The sequence below is a fragment of the Streptomyces sp. NPDC002838 genome, from assembly GCF_040295365.1.
Classification (GTDB): domain Bacteria; phylum Actinomycetota; class Actinomycetes; order Streptomycetales; family Streptomycetaceae; genus Streptomyces.
The window spans coordinates 112,019-134,149 of record NZ_JBEOVF010000028.1 but is presented as its reverse complement, the minus strand read 5'-3'; the positions used below and the strand labels follow the sequence as shown (position 1 = coordinate 134,149).

Genomic DNA, 22,131 nt, shown 5'->3' with positions numbered 1-22,131 from the left:
CTCGCCCACAACCTGACATCAGCAAGGTCCCCACCCACAAGCACACCAACGACCAACCTGGCCACCAGTCACGGCAAGCACCGTTGCAGTACTAGGCCGCCGGCGATCCCGCTGCCGGTCCACGCTTGGCTGCCGACGTTCTTGAGCTGTTCGACCGGCTCGTGGAGGAACTCGAACCCTGCTGCCGGGTCCTGGCCGAGGCGGAGCGGGTGAGGAGGAAGGGCCTCAACCGGCGCGGATACAACCCCGGCTTCGGCTTCCTCGACCGCCGCCACCGCGTCCTGGCCGCGGTCCTGAGCCGCCGCAACACCATCACGCTCACCTTGACGGCCCGACTGCTCGGCCGGGACCGCAACACCCTGAGCCATCACGCCCACCGGACCATGCCCCTGCTGGTCTTCGCCGCGGTCCCCGACATCGCCGCAGCCATCGCCCAGCTCCGGCAGGCCCACCCACTCCGCGCGATCGACGCTCTCCAGAACGCGATCACCGACTACGAAAGCAACATCAAGTCGGGCAGTAGTTAGTTGACGGCTCCTGAGCCGCTTCCAGTTCGTCGCTGACCGGCAGCGCTGCTTCGGCGTGAAGCGGCTGTGCGCCATCCTCAACGTCGCCCGCTCGAGTTTCTGCTATTGGCGCAGGACCGCGGCCGGCGGGGTGGCCCGTCGGGCAGCCGACGCGAAGCTCGCCGCCTGGATACGCGAGGTTCACCACAGCTCGGAGGGCACCTACGGCGTTTCCAGGATCACAGCCGAACTGCGTGAGACGGGCGAGTTGGTCAACCGCAAGAGGGTCGCCCGTATCATGCGCCAGGTCGGTCTGGCCGGGCTGGGGCTGCGCAGGAAGCACCGCACGACTGTTTCGGATCCGTCCGCCGCGAAGGCGCCGCCGATTTCATCGGCCGCGCCTTCGCCGCAGCGGCGGTGAACACGAAGTACGTAGGCGACATCACCTGTCTCCCGCTGGCCGGAGGGTAGTTCCTCTGTCTGGCCACGGTGATCGGTCTCGTCTCCCGGTGTCTGGCCGGCTGGGCGATCGCGCCGCCCCCATGCGCGCCGAACTGGTCACGGACGCCCTGGCGGCGGCCGAGCGGTGCCGCGGCAGCCTCGCCGGCGCGGTCATGCACACCGATCACGGCGCCCAGTACACGAGCCGGGCGTTCGCCGACGCCTGCCGCCGGGCGGGAGTGATCCAGGGCATGAGCGCTGTCGGCAGCTCGGCGGACAACGCGCTCGCCGAGTCCTTCAACGCCACATGCAGGCGAGAAGCGCTTCAAGGCCGCAGTGCCTGGGCCGACGGGCGCGAAGTCCGCCTCGACCTGTTTTGCTGGCTGCACCGCTACAACACCGTCCGCCGCCACTCCAGCCTCGGACAACGCAGCCCCATCGCCTACGGGACCGCACTCGAAACAACATCAACTACGCTGGCCCCAGCCGCATATTCCGTGTCCAAGATTCCGGGTCAAGCCCCATTCGCTCCCCGGCCGACCGGCACCCGGTTCGTGAGGTACTCAAAGCTGCGGTAGCACGCGGTCGAAGAACACGCGGTCGGTCGGGAAGACGGGCTGAAGCTGGGAGAACTCCTTCGGCGTCACCCATCGTGTGCCGCTCACCTCGCCTGGATGCATGACGACCTCGCCTTCCTCTGGCCTCGCGGTCCACCAGTGCAGGCGAAACGTACCGTCTTCGGTCTGTGATTCCCAGACCTTGGCCACAGGCGAGACCCTCAAGCCGACCTCCTCGCGCACCTCCCTGACCAGGGCTTCCTCCTGCGACTCACCAGGTTCGAGCTTGCCGCTGAGAGGTGCCCAGAACCCCGGCATCCGGGCCAGCGGGCCTCGCTGGATGACGAGCACCCGCCCGTCTCGCTGCACCACCGCGACGATCGCCTCTCGTTGGGCCATCACGCGCCTTCCTCGGCCGCTTTTGGAGCGTTGACGGCGGTGAGCGCATCGCGGGTGGCCGCAACGTCATGGGTGCGGAAGTAGTCCGTCTCATGAGAGGCGAAATACAGCTTTGCCGCCAGGCTGGCCGGACCGATCCTGGTGAGTATCCGGAGAAATGACTTCCGTGAGGGAGGAACCAGGACCGGATCGAAGCGTGCCTTCACCTGCTGAAGACCCGCCAGGACTTTCGGCGACGGTTCCGGACTGGTGCGCAGGAAGCAGTCCGGGCCTTGGATCCACGACCGCTGGTCCCGGCTGAGGCTGGCCGTCTCCTGCGCTGCCAGGTGCCCGGAGAACTTGATCACGACCGTGAGATTGTCGCGATGATGCCCCTTCACCAGCGCGGCCACGGCCCGCATCCGCAACATGCGCAGAAAGCGACAAGCTCTGTGCGTCCTCACTACGTCACTCACACCGCGATCAACGAATCAGAACTCCAACCGTTTCGGATGACTGAGGTTGAACTCGGGCGGTTTTGAGGGACGGATCGTACGCGCAGTGGGGGCAGGGCACCTGTGGGTGCCCGGTGGCTGCCGTGTGTACCGGGATGGCACTGCGGCTGGTTGTCCGGTGTTGAGTCCGGGTGTGAGGAGGTGGTTCGTAGGAGTCCGGCGTCTTCTGCTTTTCACGGGCTGTGTGGTGAACGTGCGGTCTCGGCGGGTCGGTGGTTGCGGCGAGGAGTGTTCGGCAGTTCTGGGTCAGCGGCTGGGTTGTGGGGCGTGGGGGGGGGTGTCCGGATGTGACCGCTGTCGGTGTGGGTGGTCGTGAAATGGCCGCAGTCGGGGAGTGCCGGTGCCTTCAGCGTGTCCGGGTCGGATGTGGGTTGTCTCGGGGTGGTTATCGGGGCCGGTGTCTCTTCTCGCTGTTTTTTCGGGGGAGGTGTGCCGCGTCACGGCCACTGATCCCTTTCCTGTTTGTCGTCACTGTGTTTCCGCGGGGAATTCTCCGTCGAAGAGGTTCAGCAAGGATGCTGCTTTGATCCGGGTCTCCTCGAATTCGGCGTCCGCGTTCGACAGTGCGGTAATGGCACCGCCGGTTCCGAACGAGATCTGGTCGGCCGTCATGATGGCCGTTCTGATCACGACGCTGAGGTCCGCTGCTCCGGACAGTGAGAAGTAGCCCAGGGCTCCGGAGTAGATGCCGCGTGGTCCTTCCTCGAGTCTGTCGATGATCCGCATGGTGCGGATCTTCGGTGCTCCTGTCATGGATCCGGGAGGGAACGCCGCTTGTACGCAGTGCACCGCGCCGCGATCCGGTCTCAGCCGGGCCCGCACCGTACTGACGAGCTGGTGCACAGTGGTGTAGCTCTCGACCGCGAAGAGCGGGTCGACACGGACGGAGCCGATCTCGGCGCACTGGCTCAGGTCGTGTCTGACCAGGTCCACGATCATGAGGTTCTCCGCACGGTCCTTCGGATCCCGTGCGAGATCGGTCCGGAGCCGTTCGTCTTCGACGGGGTCTTTCGATCGCGGCCGAGTGCCCTTGATCGGCTTCGATTCTGTCGCTCCGTCGGCGCCCACGCGTAGGAACCGCTCGGGTGAGGAGCTGAGAACCGACAGCGGTCCGAACCGCAGCAGCGCGCCGAAGGGCACCGGATTTTGCCGGCGCATCTGCCGGTAGGCGTGCCAGGGGTCGAACCTGCCCGTGCTGTGGAGCATGTTGGTCAGGCAGATCTCGTAGGATTCGCCTGCCTCGATCTCCTTGTGGCACGCGGCGATCAACTCGGTGTAGCGTTCCCGGTCGTGCCGGAGCCGCCACCCGCCGGCCACGCCGGGCAGGCTGTGGGCCGGCTCCTCGCCGGCCGGGTGGTCCTCCCGGCTCTTGTCCGCCAGCGCCTGGATACGGCGTTGCGTCAGGGCGAACCACTTTGCTGCCGGCGTTGTGTCTCCGTCCTTCACCAGGGCCAGGAGATAGGTCTTGCGCTGTTCGTGGTCGAAGGCCACGGCCCGGTCGGCGAATATCATCCGGACATCGGGCTGCGGTGATCGGTGTGCTGGCTCACCACCGCATTCCGCTTTCAGTTCGTATCCGAGGTAGCCCACCCATCCCAACGCGAAGTCGAACGGCAGCTGAGGCACCTCTGCCCGGCACGAGTCCAGGTCGCGTTGGAGCCAGTCGAAGAACGTTCCCGTGACGACGTTTTGTCCGTGGGCGGAGGAGACCGCGACCTGCCGGTCGTCGACGTGTGCCTCGACGATCCGCGCCAGTGGGCCACTGGCGTCTCCCATGAAGGAGAAGCGTCCGCCGCAGTCACCGGTGCGGCTGCTGTCGAGCCAGAACGCGTGTGGCGCGGCGCCGTACAGCTCGGCGAAAGCCGCTTCGGACGGCGCGTCGAAGGGCAGTGTGCGCACCTCCACCCGCCACTCGGCCTCTTCGCGGCGGGGGGTCCTGCCGCCGCGCTGTGCGCTCGCCTCACGCGTGAGACGCATGAAGTTGCCCAGGATCTGGCGGCCTTGGGCCGTGCCGATGGACTCGGGATGGAACTGCACGCCCCACAGGGGGCGTTCCCGGTGCCGGACAGCCATCAGCACGCCGTCCTGGGTCCATGCGATGGCCTCCAGATCGGCCGGCAGGTCGGTGGCCACCAGTGAGTGGTAGCGGACGGCACTGAACGGCGAGGGCACACCGGTGAAGAGTTCGTCCCCGCTGTGTGCCACGAGCGACTCACGGCCGTGGAAGATCTCGGGTGCGGCCGTCACCCGGGCTCCGTGGATGTGGCATATCCCTTGGTGTCCCAGACAGACGCCCAGGACCGGGATTCGCGCGTGCCGGATGACCTCGGTGCAGAGGCCGAAGTCCTCGGCCTCGGCCGGATTGCCCGGCCCCGGGGAGATGACGACGTTGTCGTAGTCATCGAGCACCGAGAGGTGCCATCCGGGTTCATCGTTGTTGATGACGGTCGGGGCGACACCGTTCATCGCGCCGATGTAGTGGGCGAGGTTGTGGGTGAACGAGTCGTAGTTGTCAATGATGAGTGTGCGCACCGGTGTCCTTCTGGGCGTGCAGGGTTTCCCGATTGCGGATCATCTTTCCGTTGGCGTTGCGCGGGACCGCCGTGTACAGCCGGAAGATCTTCGGGATCTTGTAGTCGGCGAGCCGGGAGCGGCACCAGTGGGCCAGCTCGGCGGCCGAGAGCGCGCTGTCCCCGCCGATATGAGCCTCGATGACGTCTCCGAAGACGATCACCGCTTCCCGCACCTGGGGGTGCAGGAGGAGAGTCTGTTCGATCTCGGTCAGGTCGACCTTGAGTCCTCCGACGGCGACGATGGAATCGGCCCTTCCCCGATAGCTCAGCGAACCTGATCGGGGGTCCAGATCGCACCGGTCGAAGGTACGCAGCCAGCCGTCCTGGAACCTGTCGGCACGGTCCACCGAAAGGTAGGGAGTGCGGTCCATGCGTACCCGGAGCTCGCCGGAGTCGATGTCCACTTCCATCCCGGAAGCGGGCCTGCCGATGACCGGGGGCTGCGGCCCGGTGGTGAGGTCGGCGGCGATCAGTCCGGTCTCCGTGGTGCCGTAGACGGGGCTGATGGGCAGCCCGTACTTCTCGCGGAACTGTGTCCAGACGGTGGCGGGAAGCAGCTCGCCGGCCGAGACCGCCAGGCGGAGCGAGGCAACGGGGTCTTTGCCGGAGCGGGCCAGCAACGCGAAGTGCACCGGTACCCCGAAGAGCGCGCGGGCCCGGGTCGACCGAGCGGTCTCCTCGATGTCCCCGGCCCGCATCCGGGGCGGGAACACCATCTGGGCTCCGGAGTTCAGGCCGTGCAGGATTCCGCCGACCAGGCCCATCGTGTGGATGACGGAGTTCAGCAGGACGACGCGCTCCCCGGCCCCGGGCATGCCCGCGAGAGCGGTGTACCGCTCCAGTTCCTGGAGCAGGGCGGCCGGGGTGCGTCCGATGACCTTCGGCTCCCCGGTGGAGCCGGAACTCGACTGGACGAGACAGACGTTGTCGAGGGCGGGCCGGCCGGTCGGCCGGCGCTCGACGGTGGGCGACAGGTCCTGAGCGAGATACGTGGTGAGGTGGGACGGTGGTGCGGCGGACACCAGGTACTGGGGTTCGCAGATCCTCAGGAGCCGGTCGGTCTCGAAGGCCGTCGAGCGGATGTCGACGAGCATGGCCTGGGCGCTGCGGGACCACACCGCGAGGAGGGTGTGAAGGAGCGTCAGACTGGGAGGCATGCGGATAGCGACGGAGGAGCCGGGACCGATCCCTGCGGCCGCCAGTTCCGCGGCCAGGGACGTGACCTCCGCGCGCAGTTCCCGGTAGGTGACGCCGCGGTCGGTCAGGACCCACAACTCGTCGTTACGGCCCCGTGCGAGGAGCCGCTCGCCCCACCAGGGGGCAGATGTGGAGATGCTCATCGGCCCTCCATGGACACGCGGTCCGGGAAGGCCTTGGCGAGGTATGCGTGCAGAGCCCTGACCGAGGTGAAGGATTCGATGTCCGACCGGTCGGGAACGATCACCAGGTCGTAGCGCTCTTCGAGCACATGCTGGATCCACACGAGCGAGAAGGAGTCGATCACGATGGCACTGTCGGCATCGACCTCCACGGGCTCGCCGCCCATGCTGAGGCATTCGACCACTACCTCCCGGACGTTCTCACGCGTGATCATCTGCGTCTTCCTTTCTGAGGGGTGAGGTCAGACAGAGAACTCGAACGTGTCACCGCGGGCGGCCCTCGGCGCCGGGGTGATCGCGGCGCACAGCCCCATGAGGTCGCTGAGCCAGCCGAGCGGTCCCGGTTCAGCGGATTCGTTTGCGTCCTTCTCCAGGAGGCTCAGCCGGACCGTCCCGTCCTCGCCGAGCCGGCGCAGCAGGAGAGCGGCTGCGGCGTCCCCCACGGGAAGGTGTGCCCGCCCGCTGCCGGCCGTGGTCGACTCATGCGCACGCCGCACCCTCTCGTTCGGCCGTGTCTCCACCCCGACGACGAGAACCTGGCTCAGGGCGGGATCGTCCAGGAGGGCGTCGGCCATCCTCAGCGCCTCGGCCGCCGGGTCACGGACGGCCGACACACAGGTGAGCGGTCCATGGATGCCGTATCGCCGGGTCACATGGCTGAGGACGGAGGTGTTCGCGGACTGGTAGAACAGCAGCGGGTTAGGGGGTTTTTGGGCCACGAGACGCTGGGTGGCGGTGTCCACGGTGACCGCGTCTCCGTACATCGTCGCGAGGACCACCGCCGTTTTCGGACCCTTCTGCCCGACGTGGTTGTCCGGTCCGCCGGACGGGCTCAGGCATGCGGTCACCACCGCACTGACCAGCGGACCGAAGCGGGAGACCGCGAACCCCACCAGTGCAGGGAGCTCCTCGGGAGCGGCCCCCGGCAGACCGGCTGCCACGTCTCCCCACGGAGTCAGACACGCAGCGCTCGCGACGCCGCGTCGGGACAGGGGTGTTGGCGTCATGCTTTCCTCGGATCTTCCTTGAGGCGAGGCGGGGGTGGGAAAACGTTCCGCGCGCATCTACGGAGCGCCCAGCACGAGAGCTGCGTTCGCACCGCCGAAAGCGGCGTTGAGCGACAGCGCATGACGGGCCTGCGTGTGCCGAGCGGTGTGGGGGATGCAGTCGATCGGGCACTCCGGGTCGGCCTCCAGGAAGCCCGCGGTGGGAGGCAGCAGCCCGTCGGCCAGCGCCACGAGCGTGATCACGGCCTCGACCGCTCCGGTCGCTTCCAGCATGTGTCCCGTGGTGCTCTTGGTCGAGCTGACCGGCACCGTGGCGGCCCGCTCACCGAACACCTCACGCAGTGCCCACGCTTCGGCCGGGTCGTTGCGGGGCGTCCCGGTGCCATGGGCATTGACATAACCGATGTCCGCGGGGGACACGTTGGCGCACCTCAGAGCGGCTCGGGCGGCTGCGGCCAGCCCACGGCCCTGCGGGTGCGGCTGCACGGGATGATGGGCGTCAGCGGCCAGTCCCCACCCGAGGACACTGCCGAGGCGGGTCGCGCCCCGCTTCCTCGCATGGTCCGCGGATTCCAGCAGCAGGATCGCGGCGCCGTCGCCGTGCAGCAGTCCCTTGCGGCCCTTGGAGAACGGCCGGACCGCGCCGTCGGTGGCGAGGGCCTGCCCGGAGTCGAACTTGGCGAACAGGTCCTCTGTGACGACGTGGGCGCCACCGCACACCACCTGATCGGCCCTTCCGGAACTGACGAGCTGTGCCCCGTACGCGATGGCGTTCGCTGCGGCTACACAGGCATTGACGAATGCCAGACGGGGGCGGCCGAAATGGAATTCTTCGGCGATGACGTCCGGTAACCGCCCCGCAAGACTGTTCACTACAGCCGAATCCGGAACTTGCTCTCCGCCGGCGTTCGCCCGCCAGAAGCGCATGTTGCCCGAATGGTCACCGTTGGTGCCGAGCAATACCGGCGCCCCCGCGGCGTCGTGGCCCGCCTTCGACAGCGCGTCCGCCACGCATCGGCGCAGTACGTCCAGTTGGCATGGGGCCGGTTCGCCGAGGTACTCGGCAGCGCACTTCGCATGATAGGGGGACGGATCGAAGCGGCTGGCCCTGGCGAAGGCCGGCCGACCGGCGAACACGCCGTGTCGCAGCGCCTGGGTGCCGAAACCGAATGCCGTGAACACGCTGTATCCCGTGACGACGACCTCACGCAAAACCGAGAACCTCCAGGAGTCGATGCCACGGCTGTCCGGCCGGGACAGCGGGCACGTGCCGTGCGGGTGTCCTCCCGACGTTCCGCCTGAGAGCGCCCCCCGAAGGGGAAAGCGCTTACCCGCCGGGGTTGCCGAAGGGACCGTCTTCGGGTGGGCCCGATCAGGGAAGAAGCTGGTCCAGGTCCGGCGCAGTGCTGAAGAGGCCGTCCCGCTGTCCGAGTTCGGCCAAGGTCTCGACCGAGGCCCGGTTGACGCCGTTGGGCCACTTCGGCAGGGTCATCCGCTCGATCGTGGCCCGGGGGATTTCCGTGTACGTCGTCAGGACCTGGCGCACCTCGTCCGGATGGGTGTTCGCGTAGGCGTGGGACTCCGCCGTGGCTTCCCGGAATTTATCCACCACCTCGGAGTTTTCCTTCGCGTGCGACGCCGAGGTGAAGTACAGCGCGACGGTCAAGTCCTCTGCGACGTCGACGTAGTTGGAGGCGATGATCCGCCCTCCCTGTGCCCTGACGACCGCGAGGGCAGGCTCACTGACCCAGGCTGCGTCGATCTGGCCGTCGTCCAGGGCCGCGGGCATCTGATCGAAGGGGAGTTCGACGAAGCGGACCTTGTCCGGGTCGCCGCTCGCCTTGCGAACGGATTCGCGGATGGATGTGTCACCGATGTTTTTGAGGGTGTTGACCGCGACTTTCTTGCCCTCGAGATTCCTGGCGGTCTTGATGGGGCTGTTGCCCTTCACCGTGATGGCACTGTAGTCCGCACCCTGCTCACCGGTCGAGGCGGACCCCGAAGACACACCTTCGACCGCCATCCCGTTGCTCTGCGCGAGCATGAGTGAGGTCACGTTGGAGAAGCCGAACTCTAACTGTCCGCTGACGACGCCGGGGATGACCGCGGCCCCGCCCTGGGCGGTCACCATGTCCAGCTTAAGTCCGCGTTTGCTGTAGAAGCCCTTTTCCTGGCCGAGATAGAGGGGGGCTACATCGACAATGGGGACGACGCCCACCTGAACGGTGGTGATGCCGTTTGGCGACCGCGCCGCCGGCTCGTCTGAGGCGCAAGCCGAGGTGGCGGCGGCGAACAGCACCGCGGACAGCGTGACGAGTGGAGGACGGACGGATTTCCGATGGAACGAAAAGGGCATCAGGCGGTACCTCGGCAGGATGTGCGGATGGACGGTGCCGTTCGCATCGGCAGTGGAAGGGCTCTCACTGAAAGGAATTCTGGACAGCTGACAAAGGACGCCGTCGTGGGGGCGGTAAAACGAGACTGTATCGCCAGGGTGACTGAAGGTGCGGGTAAGCCGGCGATTCCAGCTCGGTAGGCTCGAAAAGGTTATCAATCAACAGAGCCGCCCCGCAAGGCTCTTCGATCATTGTGTGCCCACGAGAAATACCCATCAATCCAAAAGGGGCGCGCCACCCAAAAGGGAACCGGTCCGGCGGTCATATTGGTTTGTGCGTCAGCCGATGGCCGGACGCCCTGCCTCCGGTCGTGGAACGGTTTTCTCCTCGGCGCTCCCGCCGGCGCTGCCCGGTCTTTGCGGGTGCAGCGGCGCGATCCGGTGCAGCAGCCTCAGCAGCGGACCGGTCATGACCGTCGTCAGCACCGCCATCACGACGAGCACCGAGTAGAAGTACCCGTCGATGAGCCCCAGCTGGAGACCGACGGTGAGGATCACCACCTCGGTCAGACCCCGGGTGTTCATCAGCACGGCGACCGGCAGTGCTTCGCTGCGCGGCATCCCCGACAGCCCGGCTCCCACAAGGGCACCGAGCATCTTCGTCGCGACCGCTACGACCAGCATCACCAGCAGGCTGCCGAGGTGCGAAGCGCGGAACGCGGTGAGATCGACCCGGGTGCCGGCCACGACGAAGTAGATCGGCAGCAGGATCTGCGTGGCCGACTTCTCGAGTCCGTCCATGACCGTGACCCGGACCCTGTTCTCGTCGCTCTCCCGTGGCATGACCGCACCGAAGATGAACGCCCCGAAGATGAAGTGCATGCCCAGCCACTCGGTGACCGCGCACGAGGCCATCAAGCCGGCGGTCACCACAACTACGGTGCCCGCCACATCCTGCGCGCCCTTCTCGCGACGGCGCAGCAACCTGGCCGCCACGGGGCGGACCACCAGGACGACGACGGCCAGATAAACGGGTACGAGAGCCACGCGCCAGGCCTGGGCAGAACTGAACAGCGCGGCGACCACAGCGAGGCAGGCCCACGCGATCAGATCGATCACGGCGGCCGCTGCCATCGCGATGCGGCCGATGTGCGAACGGTTGAGCCCCTGATCGGCGAGGATCCGCGCCAGCACGGGAAACGCGGTCACGGACATGGCCACGCCGACGAAGAGGACGAACCCCGTACTGCCGGACGGGCCGTGCTCGCGGGCGTAGAACATCGCCGCCAGGCAGCCGCCCGCCAAGGGCAGTATCACCGCGCCGAGTGCGACGCCGAGCACCCTCTTGCCGCTGCTGCGCAGGAAGGCACGGTCCATCTCGTAGCCGATGACGAACATGAACAGGGCGAGGCCGACATCGGCCAGCGCCCCAAGGAGAGGCCGCACTTCGTCGTAGGGGACGGCGTCCTGCCAGGAGCCCCACGAATTTGACAGCAGTGTGGACCCCAACGCGATACCCGCGACGATCTCGCCGACGACGGCAGGCTGGTTCAGCCGCCGTGCTCCGGCCGCGCAGAGCCGGGCCACGCCGAGGACCACGGCCACGGCGAGGAAGAAGACTGCCGTCTGGTTGTTCATCGTTGCGGCTCCGCGTCTGCGCGGACCGGCGCTCTCAGCACGGCTCGCCCGATGAGATCCCGCATCACCTCACTCGGCCCGGCGGCGATCGTGGCGGCCCTGGCGTCGCGGTACGCCCGGGCCGCTCGGGAGCCCTCGGCGTAGCCGTGCGCCCCTTGAAGCTGCAGACTGACGTCGGCCAGCCGGCACGCCAGCTCGGTGGTGTAGAGCTTGGCCATCGAGCACTCCGTGGTGGGCAGCTCGCCCTGGTCGTAGAGCCAGGCGGTGTGATGAACGAGCTGCCGGGCGGCGGCCAGCTCGGTGCCGAGGTCCGCGATGCGATGCACGGGTGCTTGTTTCTCCGCGAGAACGTCGCCGGCCACTCGGCGTCCCCGGACGAAGCCGCGCAGGTCGTCGAGGCTCTGCTCGATGCCGCCCAGGGCCAGTGTGGCCGCCACCAGCCGTTCCAGCTGTAGCCCGCGCATGAGGTAGTAGAAGCCGCTGTTGAGCCGTCCGATCAGATGGTCCGCCGGAACACGCACGCCGTCGTAGCTGACGGTGGCCGTCCCGGCCGAGCACCAGCCGAGGGTCCGTACGGGCTCGCGGCCGATACCCGGCAGACCGGAGTCGACCACCAGCAAGGACAGTCCCGCCATGCCCGGCCGGCCCGCGTCAGTGACCGCGCCGGTGCGGACCGCGACGACGGCGAAGTCCGCCGCCATGCCGTTGCTGACCATGGTCTTGGTGCCGTTGACCACGTAGTGATCGCCGTCCCGGGTCGCCGTGGTGGCCAGTCCCGCGAGATCGGCCCCGGCCCCGGGCTCGGTGATCGCCAGGGCTGCCACGGAGTCGCCCCGCACAGCCGGCTCCAGGTACGTGCGGCACAGCTCACGGCCGCCGACCCAAGCCAGATAGTGCGTGGCCATGTACGCGTGGACAGAGACAGCTGCCCTGAGGCCTCCGAATCCCGTGCGTCCGAGCTCCTCCAGGAAGACGACGGAAGTGAACAAGTCCCGTGCGCCGCCGCCCGCGCTGCGCGGGTGCAGCAACCCGAGGTAGCCGCGTTCTGCGAACAGCTTCCACAGCTCACGGGGGAGTCCGCCCTCCTGCTCCCAGTCCGCGGCGTGGGGCAGCACGTGGTCGGCCAGGAACGTGCGGACGTTGATGCGGAACACTTCGTGGTCCGGGGTGAGATAGGGGGATTTCACGATTCACTCCTCCTCCGTCATGTCAGCAGAACGACAGTTCACGGTTCAGCGAACGGAAGAAATCGGGCGCACGGTCCTGGAAGAAGAAGTGACCACCGGGCACGCCGCGGCTCCTGAACCCATGGGGGGCCAGCGTCCGCCAGGCCTCCACGGCCTTTGGCGGTGCCACCTCGTCATGCCTCCCCCAGAACGTCGTGACAGGCACCGGAACCGGCGCGGGCGTTTGGTGCGTCCAGGTCTCGGCAAGCCTGATGTCTGCCCGGAGCATGGGTTCGAGCAGGGCCATGAGACGCGGATCGGCCAGTACTTCTTTGGGGGTTCCGGCGAGCCTGCCGAGTTCGCGTGTGAACTGCTCGTCCGGAAGGTCGTGGATCGCGGGGAGGGCACGCGGCACGGCGGGTGCCCGGCACCCGGAGAGGAGGACGCGTTCGGGGCGGCGCTTCATGCCGCGCACGACCGTCTCGTACACCAGCATGGCGCCCATGCTGTGGCCGAACAGCAGGTAGGGGGATCTCACCTGCTCCTCCAGCGCATGGGCGAAGGCCCCGGCCAGTGACCGCCAGTCCTGGAAGGGGGGTTCTCGCAGCCGGTTTTCCCGGCCCGGCAGCCGCACACCGATGAGTTCGACGTCAGGGGGAAGCCGGTCGGCCCACGTGCCGAACACCGCGGCCCCCGCTCCGGCATACGGCACGCAGACCAGCCGGAGCCTTGCCGTGGGCTGTGCGGCAGGACGGTGAAACCACCGCTCCCACGCTGTGCTTGACGTGTCCGTCGCCACGTTCACCGGCGCTCCTCTGGCACGGGTTTGCCCGGCTTCGGTGATTGTGCCCACACCGTGCGCCCCTGGGGCGCGGCCTGCCGGGAACGGCGACCTCCCTGTGTGACGAGGGCGGTGAGCAGTCCGGCGAGCAGGCCCCAGAAGGCGGAGCCGATGCCTAGCAACGTCACGCCGGAGGCGGTGGCCAGGAACGTGATCACCGCGGACTCGCGCCATGTGTCGTCCGAGAGCGCCGAGGTGAGAGAGCCCGCGATGGTCCCGAGCAGGCCCAGTCCGGCGATCCCCAGAACGAGGGCTGCGGGCAGAGCGGTGAGCAGGGAGCCCACCGCACCGCCGAAGATGCCGACGCAGAGGTAGAACACACCGGCCCAGACGGCCGCCAGATAACGTCTGTCCTGGTCTTCATGGGCTTCCCGGCCGGTACAGATGGCGGCTGTGATGGCGGCGAGGTTGAGGCCGAAGCAGCCGAACGGAGCCAGCAGCAGATTCACTCCGCCGGTCCAGCCGATCAGCGGCGAGATGGGGACGTCGTATTTGTCGTTGCGCAGGACCGCGACCCCCGGCAGATTCTGCGAGGCCATGGTCACCACGAAGAGCGGCAACGCCACACTGATGATCACTTGCCAGGAGAACTCGGGGGTCGTGAAGACCGGTGCGGCGACAGCGAGTTGGACTTTGTCCAGGTGCAGCGAACCTTCCGCGGCGCTGGCCGTGGTGCCCACGGCCAGCGCCGCGATGACGGCGTACCTCGGCAGCCACCGCCGACACAGCAGGTAGGTCGCGAACATGGGGAACACCACGGCGAAACTGCTGTGCATGGTGCTGAACAGCTGGGTGCCGAACTGCACCAGCACCCCGGCGAGCAGACCGGCGGCCAGGGCCACCGGGATCCGGTCCATGATGCGTTCGAACCAGCCTGTCGCCCCGCTGAGCGTGATCAGGGACGCTGAGATCACGAAGGCACCGACGGCCTGTGCCATGGTCACCCCCTCGAGGCCGGTGGCCATCAGGGCGGCACCGGGGGTGGACCATGCCGTGACGACGGGGGTGCGGTAGCGAAGCGACAGCCCGATGCAGGTGATGCCCATGCCGATGCCCAGGACCAGCATCCATGACGCGAGTTCCTCGGATGTGGCACCCGCGGCCTTGGCCGCCGTGAAGACAATCGCCGCCGAGCTGGTGATGCCGATCAACACCGCGATCAGACCGGCAACCACCGCCGAGGCCGGCGCCGCCCGTCGCAGCGGCCGGGCAAGGGACGTCATCAGCCGGCTGCCCTCCCGGGAAGCGGGCCGGCTTCGATGGCGGCCGCCAGGGCCCCGAACGTGCTGTCCGTGAAGACCGTGTCCGGGGTCAGCGCTCCTTCGCCGAGTTCCGCCTCGATGTCGGCGAGCATCCGCACAGCCGTCAGCGAGTCCCCGCCGAGATCGAAGAAGTCGGCATCCGGCCGCACCGCCTCCGCGCCGAACAGAGCCGACCAGATCCGGGTGAGTACGGCGGTACGCGGTCCATCGGCCGACAGGTCCGGTACCTGTACCGGTACGGCGGGCCCGCCACCCGTGACGGAGACATCCGCGACCACCGCGAAGCGGTCGGGCGGCACCGCCGAGGGCAGGTGCCGGGCAAGGAGATCGCGCAGTTCCTGTTCCAACTCGCGCAGCGCCGGGCCCCCGTCGAACGCCGGCGCCGCGTCGGACACGCTTTCGGCCGCCGCCTCGGGGCGTCGCGCGTACACGTTGTGGCAGGGCGTCAGCAGCAGTCGCGGGTCCTGGTCGTGCGCGACGTCGAACCCCCGGGAGCGGAGCTCCTTGAGGACGGCGTCGAGCCGCCCGTCGACGTCGTGGACTTCCATGACGATGCGCTCGATCCGGGGCCAAAGAGCGTCCCCGATTCCCTCGAGGACTTCGGCCTCCGCCTTCTCCACGTCGATCTTCAGCAGATCGATCCGCTGGAGCCCCAGTTCGTCCGCGACACGTGCCAGGGTGGTCACCCGTACCCGCCTGTGCTCGGCGCGCATCCGGTCTGCGACGAGCCGGTCCAGCTGCGTTCCCTTTTCGGCGTTGTGCCCCGTGAGCAGGTAGCCCTTGAGGACGGCGACATCCTCGCAGGTGTCGGCGAACCGGCCCGACATCACGCTGTTGTTGGGGTAGAACGTGAACTCGGTCTCGCCCTCGGCGCTGCCCAGCGCATGGTGCAGCACGGTAGCGTCCACCTGATGCAGTTCGGCGTTGAGGGCGACCGCCTCGGCCAGTTCGGCGACCGGTTCCACGGCGATGACCCGGGCACCGGGACTGTGCCGCGCCGCGCGAAGCGTGAACATGCCGATGTTCGCTCCGACGTCCACCACCACCGCGCCGGCGGGCAGGGTGATGCCGTGCCTGAAGTAGGCGTTCTCGGTGAAGATCTCCCGGTAGAGGAAGTCGGTCTCGGTGCGGTTGAAGCCCGCCACCCGCACCCTGCCCGCCGGCTCGTGCCAAGCGAGGTCACCCAGCTTCCCGGCTGCTTCGAGGACGGCGGACCGGTGCAGCATCGAGGCGGCGTCCGGGTCGGGCACGAGGCGGGCGGAGAGGCTGTGCCCGTCCGTGCCCTCGACGACAGCCGCGTCGGCCACCGCGGGGTGTGTCCGCAGCACCTCGGCCAGTGCTCGCTCCCGAGAGTTGTCGGCGAAGTCGTTCATGTGCCCTTCCGGTCCTCGGTGGTCACGGTGTGCAGGAACTCGCGGGCCAGGCCGACCAGTTCGTCCCCCGCGTCGAAGGCCGTGAGGTGATCGCCCTCCGGCAGGGTACGCAGTCGCGCCTGCGGCAGGTGTGCTGCGACGAACTCGGAGCCCGCGGGGTGCGCCGTCGCGTCCTTTTTGCTGGTGACGACCAGCGTCGGCTGCCCGGCCGTGAGCAGCGGACGGCAGTCGGTGGTCATGATTGCCCCGTTCAGCAGGCCGTAGCGGTACAGCAGCTCCGGCGTCGCGTACGGGTGGATCAGGTAATGGGCGATGTCCTGGCGCAGTGCCTCCAGCGTCGCGGGACGGCTCATCAGCCGGTGCATCCCGGTGGCCTGCCGCAGGTCACGGGAGACCATGGTCAGCAGTGACTCCACGTCCCGCTGGTGTGCCGTCTTGGGTGCGTCGCCGCCGAGTTCGTAGTCCCCGTGCCAGAGGCTCACCGAGGTGATCCGGTCCGAGCGGGCGGCCGCCGCCAGGGCGATCGCTGCGCCCCCGCACAGTCCCATGGCGTGTGCCCGGGCAATGCCGAAGCCGTCGAGCACCGCGAGCAGGTCGTCGCTTTGGACGTGCAGGCTGTGACCCGCCAGATCGCCGAGCCCGGACCCGTCGTCCCCCGCGAACAGCCCACGGCTCTCCCAGGTCACGACACGGTACGAGGAGGACAGTGCCGACATCCAGTTCGCCACCAGCCCGACCGGCATGCCGCATGCGCTGACGACCGCGACCGCCGGGGCGTCCTCGGGGCCGACCGCCCAGCAGCGCAACGGGCTGCCGTCGTAGGCAGGCACCACGACGGGTCGGCCGGGGAAGGCGCTCAGGGCCCGGCGCGCCGCCTCCTCGATCTGCTCCTCGTCCGCGGTCCCGCCGTGCGGGCGCAGGGACAGGCGCCGACTGACGGCGAGTTCCACCGCTGACAGCCGTCCGGGTTCCGACTCGACCTCGACCTCCGGGAGTCCGAGGGCACCGGTGACCCGTTCCAGGAAGACCTGTGCGGACGAGGTCTCCCCGGCGGGGAACGGTGCGGCCGGGGCGATCTTCACCCGCTCGGGCATGACCCGGATGAGGGATGCCGTGTCGAGGAGGGCCCGGGCCAGAGTACTCAGCGACCCGGTCTCCGGCACGGCATCCGCTGCGGTACCGGTCGGCATCAGACCCCGGCCCTCATGGCACGCTGGAAGGGCTGATCACGGGTGGTGCGTTCGGCGATCCGGTTGTGGCCGTACTCGTCGGTGCCGCTGACCAGGACGGCTCCGTAGCGCTCGAGGCTGACTTGGCCGCCGTACTCCTCGATGTCCGTCGTGCCGGGGTAGATTTCCACGGACGTGGGAACGTAGCGGGACGCGAATCCCATGCGCATGTCTTTGGTCTTGCCCTCGTGCGGATGCGAGGCGTGCATCAGCGTGGACCAGAAGACGATGAACTGACCCGCCTTCATCTCCATCGAGACGGCCTTCGACTCGTCGGGCTTCCAGGCCGGGTCGACCTGCAGGTCGCGGTAGTCGTAGCCGAAGAACCCCCGTCGTACGCCGTCCTTCTCGACGGAGTTGTTCTGATTCGGGTCGTAGTGCATCCGCTTGGTCTCGTCGTAGAACATGGTGCGGTGCGTGCCGGGGATGAACTGCAGGCAGCCCATGTCGACGGAGGCGTCGGTGAACGCGCACCACACGGTGATGGTGCCGCCGAAGTCCGAGCCGCCGGGCCACTGGATCTGCGGGGTGCCCGAGGCGTTGGCGAAGGTGTCCGCCTGGTGCCAGTCGGTGCCCTCGTCACCCGGGTACTTCGGGAAGAACTCGGTGCGCCAGCAGAGCACGTCCGGGCCGAGGACGCTGGAGACCCGGTGGACGATCTCCGGGCGGGTGATGTGCTCCGCCAGGAAACCGTGATCGAGGTGCCGATCGTAATTGGATATGTTCGTCGCGCCGGACACCGCCGCTTCGTCCTGGTAGACGGCCGCACTGCGGTCCAGCAGTTCCAGGCGAGTGCGCGCCCACACCTTCTTGATCTCGTCGGGCTCGTACAGCGTGAAGGGGCCGGCGTAGCCGTTGCGGTGAAAGGCCGTCAGTTCCTCATCGGTCAGGGAAAAGTCGGGGCGCTGTTGGGTGGTCACGTGGGTCACTCCTGGGTGGGTGGAAGAGCGGTTGGGCCGGAGGAACTCAGACAGTGGGAGCCGACGCGGACAGGGCGTCGTCGACGTGGCGGGCAAGGATCCCCACCGTTGCGCCGTCGATCAGCACGGTGATCTCGAGGTCGGTCCCGAAAGCCTCGTTGACCTGGCCGAACATGCGCAACAGGGACAGCGATGTGCCACCGAGATCGAAGAAGTCCGCGTCGCCCGGTACCTCGGGTACATCCAGGACGGCCTGCCAGATCCCGGCAATGCGCCGCTGTGTGGCGGTGAGTTCCGGACCGTCGTGGGCGACGATGTGGACCGGCGCGGCCGCGGAGCCGGCCACGGGGGCCGGCAGCCTGTTCTTGTCCACCTTGCCGTTGAGGGTCAGCGGGAGTTCGGGCAGGACCACGTACGTGGACGGGCGCATGTGGGGAGGCAGGGCGGCGGCGGCCGTCTGCCCGAGCTGAGGCGCGAGTGTACCCGCCTCGGCTTCGGAGCCGACGTAGGCCACCACGCGCACGTCACCACCGCCGTAGTCGCGGGGCACCACGACGGCTGCCGACACGTCCGCGTGACCGGCGAGCACTGCCTCGATCTCGCCGGGCTCCACTCGGTAGCCTCGGATCTTCATCTGGTCGTCCGTGCGGCCGAGATAGCCGTATCCGCCCTGGGGCAGCGGGACGACCCGGTCTCCGGTGCGGTAGCAGTGGCGCACCGTGCCGTCGGAGGCGATGTGGTCGACGAAGCGCTCTTTGTTGAGGTCCGGCCGCCCGAGGTAGCCGCGCGCGAGGCCGGCGCCTTCGATGTAGAGCTCGCCGGGCTCGCCCTCCGCCACGGGCTGCATATCATCGCCGAGCACGTGGAAAACCAGGTCGGGCAGCGGGTCACCGATGGGACTCACGCCGTGCGCGTCGAGGTCGGCCGCGGTGAGGGGCCGGTAGGACGCGTGGACGGTGGCCTCCGTGATGCCGTACATGTTGACCAGGCGGGGGGCGTTGTCGCCGTGGCGTTCGATCCAGTCGCCCAGTGACGTCGGTTCGAGCCGCTCACCGCCGAAGACGACGACCCGCAGGCTGGTCAGGCGTTCGGCGGACTTCGTGTCGGCGGCCGCGAGCCGGCCGAAGGCGGACGGCGTCTGGTTGAGGACGGTCACCCGCTCGCGGCGCAGGAGTTCGTGGAACGCCTCGGGCGAGCGCGCGGTTTCCGTCGGAACGACGACGAGTCGCCCGCCGAACAGCAGGGCGCCCCAGATCTCCCAGACGGAGAAGTCGAAGGCCGCGGAATGAAACAGCGTCCAGACGTCGTTCTCGTCGAAGCCGAACTGCTCCTGGGTGACATCGAAGAGGCGGACGACGTTGCGGTGCTCCACCTGCACGCCCTTGGGAACGCCCGTGGACCCGGAGGTATAGATGACGTAGGCCAGGCCATCGGGGGCCGTGATGCCCTCTGCCGAGGGGGCCGGACCGTCCGCGGACTCGGCCGTTTGGTGGTCTACCAACAGGACGTCGGCCCCCTGGCCCGAGACCGTCTCGGCCAGTTCGGACGTCGATACGATGACGGACGCTCCGCTGTCCTTGACGGTCCAAGCGATCCGCTCCGGTGGATAGCCGGGGTCGATGGGGACATAGGCATTGCCCGCCTTGAGGATGCCCAGGACGCCGATCAGCAGCCGGGCACCGCGCGGGGCCAGCAGGGCCACCGCAGCTCCGGGGCCCACGCCGGCGGTTCGCAGTTCACCCGCGAGCAGGTCGGCCCGCCGGTTCAGTTCCCGATAAGTGAGTTCGCCGTCGTCCGCGGTGACCGCCACCTTGCTCGAGAACCGTGCGACCACGCCCTCGAACAACGTGACAAGCGTGCGTTCCGCTAACTCCATGTATGCCTCATCCATTCGGCTCGATCCGGCGGTATTAAGCACGCGGAACGGCGCGCGGAGCGGTCACGTTCCGGCAATCGATGGGTTTCTCAATGGACGGGCACATCTTGGATGCACTCGGCCCGTCGGGATGACTTGGCAGCCGAACCCATAGGCTCAGCGCGGCTTTATTCTCTCGTGACACTCGCCTCACAGGCAACCCCCACCTGGCGATGAATGAGATGCGGCCAGTCGCGGGACGGCGCTTCGGTGTCGCAAAATGCGATCCGACCAGGAAATATGACGGCGGCTGACCGCCGAGCCACATGGTCCGACATGTGGACATCGATTTCAGGACATGGCTGATTCCTTTCCTGGAGTGTGGTTGTGCACGCAATATCGGATTCCTTCACGCGCTCTGCGGGGCGCGCGGCAGGAAGGGCCCAGCGCGAATTCATCAGAGGAGGCACAAGTTCCATCTGTGGAGGTCATTTGACTCCACCGTGGCGGCTTCGGGTATCATCTTCTGTTTTTCTTGGTCGGCTGAGCCGAATTGACACGGCAGCCCCTCCGACCGCAATGCGGAAGACCAGTGCGGCCTTCTTTCCTGCCGGAGGACGGAAGGCGGGAGTGCACCCGGGGGAGAGGGGGCGGGGCCGGGGCCGTCACGGCGCGACGGCCCCGCCGGCCGGCCGGGACAGCGGTCCGCGCTGCCTCGTGGTCACACGGCTACCCGGAGGTGCTCCGGCACCTCGTCGGTGAGCCGCTGGACGGCACCTTTGAAGATCCACCCGATGGCGGCCCAGGCCAGCAGCGTCGCGAGGAAGAACGCGACCGAGTTCCCTGTCGCCGTGGCGACGGCGCTGCCGATGACCGGGCCGAGCGCGTTGGCTCCCCAGATGAACGGCAGGGCGACACCGTTGACGCGCCCCATCGCCCGCGCCGGTGTCGCCTTCTGGAAGAGCGTGATCACGGCCACGTTGGTGAGCGGTCCGGTGAAGCCGGAGATGCTCTGGGAGACCACGACGACCGCGAACGCGAACGGCTTGCCGCCCAGCGTGGCGGCAGGCAGCAGTACAAACGCCAGGCCGAGCAGCGCGTGGGTCAGCACTAGCGTGCGCCCCATCCCGAACCGCGCGTTGATCCTCCGCGACAGCGCCGCGCCCAAGAGCACCGAGAGGCTGCCCAGGCTCAGTGCCAGGCCGAGCTGCCCTGCGGAGAAGTGCAGATCCTGGTACGCGTACACGATGATCATCGCGAGTGTCGACGAGACCGCCATGTTGCCGAAGGAGGCCATCAGTGTGAGGGACCGCAGCACGCGGTTGCCGAGGGTGAGCGCCACGCCGCCCCGGATGTCGCGGAGCGTGGCGGCGAAGCCTCGTCCGGCGGGCTCCGGGCGAGGCTCCTCTTTACGGATGAACAGCAGCATCACAGCGGCGACGAGATAGGAGAGCGCGTCGACCGCGACCGCCCGGGCGGCGCCTACCAGGCTCACAAGGCCGCCGCCGGCCGATCTGCCCACCGTCAGTGCGACGGACCGGCTCAGCTGGGTCTTGACGTTGCCCTCGACGAGGTCGGCCCGGTCGAGCAAGTGCGGCATGTACGCCTGGTACGCGAGCTGGAAGACCACGTCGAAGACGCCCTTGAGCAACGCGGCGGCGTACAGGTGCGCCAGGGTGAGGTGGCCGAGGGCTGCGGCCAGGGGCAGCGAGCCCAGGACGATGCAGCGGGCGACGTTGGCGAACTGCATCAGGGGCCGCCGGCGCAGCCGATCGGTGAAGACGCCCATGATCGGCGCGAGCAGCACGAACGGCAGCCACTGCAGGGCCACGAGGGCGCCGACCCCGGCGGCGCCGCTGCCGAGAACGAGGACCGCCAGTGACGGCAGCGCCACGACGCTGATCTCACTGCCCAGGAGACTGATCGACTCCCCTGACCACAGGAGGAGGAATGGGCGATTGCGGGCCAGGATCGATTTCGGGGGAGTCGTGTCGGCTTTGGGCGGGTGAATGTCCCTCTGTGTGAAACGCCGCACAAATCCCCCTGGTTGATCAGTGGTGCACTAGCAAAATTGTTGCATCCTGGCACGGGTGTCTCGCAGCGAGCAAGCGCTTTCTGGCCACCGTCCTGGCCGGAATTGATTCCCTTGCGGCCGT

General features: G+C 68.0%; 19 protein-coding genes and 1 pseudogene. 3 read left to right on the top strand and 17 right to left on the bottom strand.

Going from position 1 to position 22,131, the window contains the following annotated elements; all coding sequences use genetic code 11:
- Positions 1-143: 143 nt before the first annotated feature.
- From ABT063_RS30925 to ABT063_RS30915, 3 genes and pseudogenes are all read left to right on the top strand, one after another.
- Positions 144-527, top strand: a pseudogene (locus ABT063_RS30925) (ISAzo13 family transposase); the annotation flags it as partial.
- Between the two features lie 55 nt (positions 528-582).
- The gene (locus tag ABT063_RS30920) at positions 583-927 is read left to right on the top strand and encodes an IS3 family transposase (protein WP_351062841.1); all 345 of its coding nucleotides are present in this window, start codon (positions 583-585) and stop codon (positions 925-927) included.
- A gap of 88 nt (positions 928-1,015) precedes the next feature.
- Positions 1,016-1,525 carry an integrase core domain-containing protein gene (locus tag ABT063_RS30915; protein WP_351062839.1) on the top strand — a complete coding sequence of 170 codons (510 nt, stop codon included), beginning with the start codon at positions 1,016-1,018 and terminating at the stop codon, positions 1,523-1,525.
- Here the strand turns inward: ABT063_RS30915 and ABT063_RS30910 are convergent.
- From ABT063_RS30910 to ABT063_RS30830, 17 genes are all read right to left on the bottom strand, one after another.
- Entirely contained in the window at positions 1,511-1,903 is a 393-nt protein-coding gene (locus ABT063_RS30910; RefSeq protein WP_351062838.1) for an NUDIX domain-containing protein, read from the bottom strand. The two genes, ABT063_RS30915 and ABT063_RS30910, sit on opposite strands and share 15 nt — an antisense overlap.
- On the bottom strand, positions 1,903-2,295 hold the full coding sequence (locus tag ABT063_RS30905; protein ID WP_351062836.1) for a pterin-binding domain-containing protein: 393 nt from the start codon (positions 2,293-2,295) through the stop codon (positions 1,903-1,905). Before ABT063_RS30905 ends, ABT063_RS30910 begins: the two co-directional genes overlap by 1 nt.
- A gap of 570 nt (positions 2,296-2,865) precedes the next feature.
- Positions 2,866-4,929, bottom strand: coding sequence for an aminodeoxychorismate synthase component I (gene pabB / locus ABT063_RS30900; protein WP_351062834.1), 2,064 nt, complete (start codon positions 4,927-4,929; stop codon positions 2,866-2,868).
- A complete protein-coding gene (locus ABT063_RS30895; RefSeq protein ID WP_351062832.1) occupies positions 4,910-6,310 on the bottom strand; it encodes a class I adenylate-forming enzyme family protein in 1,401 nt (466 codons plus the stop codon). Before ABT063_RS30895 ends, pabB begins: the two co-directional genes overlap by 20 nt.
- Positions 6,307-6,564: an acyl carrier protein gene (locus tag ABT063_RS30890; RefSeq protein ID WP_351062830.1), complete on the bottom strand. Its 258-nt coding sequence runs from the start codon at positions 6,562-6,564 to the stop codon at positions 6,307-6,309. The genes ABT063_RS30895 and ABT063_RS30890 overlap by 4 nt, the downstream gene beginning before the upstream one ends.
- Before the next feature lie 27 nt (positions 6,565-6,591).
- Positions 6,592-7,290 carry a ketosynthase gene (locus ABT063_RS30885; RefSeq protein WP_351062829.1) on the bottom strand — a complete coding sequence of 233 codons (699 nt, stop codon included), beginning with the start codon at positions 7,288-7,290 and terminating at the stop codon, positions 6,592-6,594.
- A 123-nt stretch (positions 7,291-7,413) separates the two neighbouring features.
- Positions 7,414-8,367: a beta-ketoacyl-[acyl-carrier-protein] synthase family protein gene (locus ABT063_RS30880; RefSeq protein WP_351062827.1), complete on the bottom strand. Its 954-nt coding sequence runs from the start codon at positions 8,365-8,367 to the stop codon at positions 7,414-7,416.
- A 361-nt stretch (positions 8,368-8,728) separates the two neighbouring features.
- Positions 8,729-9,712, bottom strand: a complete 984-nt coding sequence (locus ABT063_RS30875) for an ABC transporter substrate-binding protein (RefSeq protein ID WP_351062825.1) — start codon at positions 9,710-9,712, stop codon at positions 8,729-8,731.
- 318 nt (positions 9,713-10,030) lie between these two features.
- The gene (locus ABT063_RS30870) at positions 10,031-11,329 is read right to left on the bottom strand and encodes a cation:proton antiporter (protein WP_351062824.1); all 1,299 of its coding nucleotides are present in this window, start codon (positions 11,327-11,329) and stop codon (positions 10,031-10,033) included.
- Positions 11,326-12,516: an acyl-CoA dehydrogenase family protein gene (locus tag ABT063_RS30865; RefSeq protein WP_351062822.1), complete on the bottom strand. Its 1,191-nt coding sequence runs from the start codon at positions 12,514-12,516 to the stop codon at positions 11,326-11,328. The genes ABT063_RS30870 and ABT063_RS30865 overlap by 4 nt, the downstream gene beginning before the upstream one ends.
- 22 nt (positions 12,517-12,538) lie before the next feature.
- Complete coding sequence (locus tag ABT063_RS30860) at positions 12,539-13,207, bottom strand: thioesterase II family protein (RefSeq protein WP_351062821.1); 669 nt, start codon at positions 13,205-13,207, stop codon at positions 12,539-12,541.
- Between the two features lie 89 nt (positions 13,208-13,296).
- Positions 13,297-14,559, bottom strand: coding sequence for a benzoate/H(+) symporter BenE family transporter (locus ABT063_RS30855; RefSeq protein WP_351062819.1), 1,263 nt, complete (start codon positions 14,557-14,559; stop codon positions 13,297-13,299).
- Positions 14,559-15,971 carry an FkbM family methyltransferase gene (locus ABT063_RS30850; protein ID WP_351062817.1) on the bottom strand — a complete coding sequence of 471 codons (1,413 nt, stop codon included), beginning with the start codon at positions 15,969-15,971 and terminating at the stop codon, positions 14,559-14,561. Before ABT063_RS30850 ends, ABT063_RS30855 begins: the two co-directional genes overlap by 1 nt.
- Positions 15,968-17,161 carry an alpha/beta fold hydrolase gene (locus ABT063_RS30845; RefSeq protein WP_351062815.1) on the bottom strand — a complete coding sequence of 398 codons (1,194 nt, stop codon included), beginning with the start codon at positions 17,159-17,161 and terminating at the stop codon, positions 15,968-15,970. The genes ABT063_RS30850 and ABT063_RS30845 overlap by 4 nt, the downstream gene beginning before the upstream one ends.
- Positions 17,161-18,120, bottom strand: a complete 960-nt coding sequence (locus tag ABT063_RS30840; protein ID WP_351062814.1) for a chlorinating enzyme — start codon at positions 18,118-18,120, stop codon at positions 17,161-17,163. Before ABT063_RS30840 ends, ABT063_RS30845 begins: the two co-directional genes overlap by 1 nt.
- A gap of 46 nt (positions 18,121-18,166) precedes the next feature.
- Positions 18,167-19,996, bottom strand: coding sequence for an amino acid adenylation domain-containing protein (locus tag ABT063_RS30835; protein WP_351062812.1), 1,830 nt, complete (start codon positions 19,994-19,996; stop codon positions 18,167-18,169).
- Positions 19,997-20,696: 700 nt separating this feature from the next.
- Positions 20,697-22,010: an MFS transporter gene (locus ABT063_RS30830; protein ID WP_351062811.1), complete on the bottom strand. Its 1,314-nt coding sequence runs from the start codon at positions 22,008-22,010 to the stop codon at positions 20,697-20,699.
- Between the last annotated feature and the right edge of the window lie 121 nt (positions 22,011-22,131).